This window comes from Candidatus Protofrankia californiensis (assembly GCF_900634765.1).
Lineage (GTDB): Bacteria > Actinomycetota > Actinomycetes > Frankiales > Frankiaceae > Protofrankia > Protofrankia californiensis.
Genome location: NZ_CAAAFT010000492.1, coordinates 1 through 1,266, shown reverse-complemented (window position 1 = coordinate 1,266; position 1,266 = coordinate 1). Strand labels below are relative to the sequence as shown.

Sequence of the window (1,266 nt, the reverse complement as noted above, 5' to 3'; positions counted from 1 at the left end):
CAGTTCCTCGTAGTCTGGGGTCCATCCCGACGTTCACCTGAGTCATAGCGACCACCACCATCCACAGTGAGCACCGAACCGGTGCAATAGGTTGTGTCAAGGCTGAGATAGACAGCCGCTGACGCGATCTCCTCCGGCTCACCGAATCGGCGCAGGAGGATGTTCGTTGCGATGTCCCGTTTCGATTTCTCGGGAACCTGATCGGTCATCACAGTCTCGACAATAATCCGCCTTCTGTAGAAGAGTTTGACTTGTGATTCGTCCGCATCGTCGGGGTGGGCGTGCGCAGGCCAGGCATGCCAACCGGCTGCCCCGGCGTGTCCGCCGACGGAGAATCAGCGGACGGCTCGCTCTTTCCACCCGTGAGTCCTCGATCAGGCCAGGCGCGGGCGGCCCCACCGGTAAAGCGCCGATCCCCAGGCCATGCCTGCGCCCACGGCGCACAGGAGGATCACGTCTCCCTCGCGCAGCAGTCCTTCGCGGTACAGCGTGTTCCACGCCAGGAGGATCGATGATCCTCCTGTATTGCCGAAGCGCGGATAAGTGAGCGCGACGCGGTTTGGGTCGATGCCCAGCTCCGCTGCAGCGAGTTTGATCATGCTGGCTGATGCCTGATGCGGTACGAGCCAGTCGACGTCGGCGGGGTTCAGCCCGTGCTCTTCCAGCGCGCGCCGTGCGGCGTCGGCCATGCGCTGTACGCCCCAGCGCTGGACGTCGCCGAACTTGATCCGCATGAACGAATCCCCGGCGGGGCGGCGGCTTCCCGAGTCGTGGATGCGGACGTATTCGGCGAGGTGGCTGTCGGATCCGGAATGGACGGGACCGAAGCCGGATCCGTCGGTGACCGTGTCGAGGACGACCGCTGCGGCCGCATCGCCAAACACCGTCTGTGAAAGCCAGTCGGCAGGGTCGAGAACGCTGGTCAGCACGTCAGCGCAAACTACGAGGGCGCGCTTGTGTACGCCGGTTTCCACGAGTGCCTTGGCCACCAGGAGGGCGTCGATGAAGCCGGTGCATGCGGTGTCGATCTGGAGGAACTTGCCGCTCATGCCCAGGTTGGTCTGAACTGTTGCGGCGCTGGGTGGAAGACGCTGGTCACCGGTGAATGTCCCCATCACCAGCAGGTCCACTTGGGTGGGCAGCAGCCCCGCGTCGGCTAGCGCGTCCGTACCTGCTCGTGTCGCCAGGTCGGACACGGCTTCAGTCACTGGTGCCCGGTGTCGGCGCCGACCGCCGTGCCGACGCCGCACCCAGTCGTCGAGTGAG

At 64.8% G+C, this 1,266-nt stretch carries 2 protein-coding genes; both read right to left on the bottom strand.

The annotated features are described in order from the left end of the window. Nucleotides 1-209: SDR family oxidoreductase (locus DD1DGNOD_RS25690; protein WP_131771199.1), on the bottom strand; the 209-nt coding region annotated here is incomplete at its 3' end. 165 nt (nucleotides 210-374) lie between these two features. After that, a complete protein-coding gene (locus DD1DGNOD_RS25685) occupies nucleotides 375-1,196 on the bottom strand; it encodes a 3-oxoacyl-ACP synthase III family protein (RefSeq protein WP_165037039.1) in 822 nt (273 codons plus the stop codon). Nucleotides 1,197-1,266 lie beyond the last annotated feature (70 nt).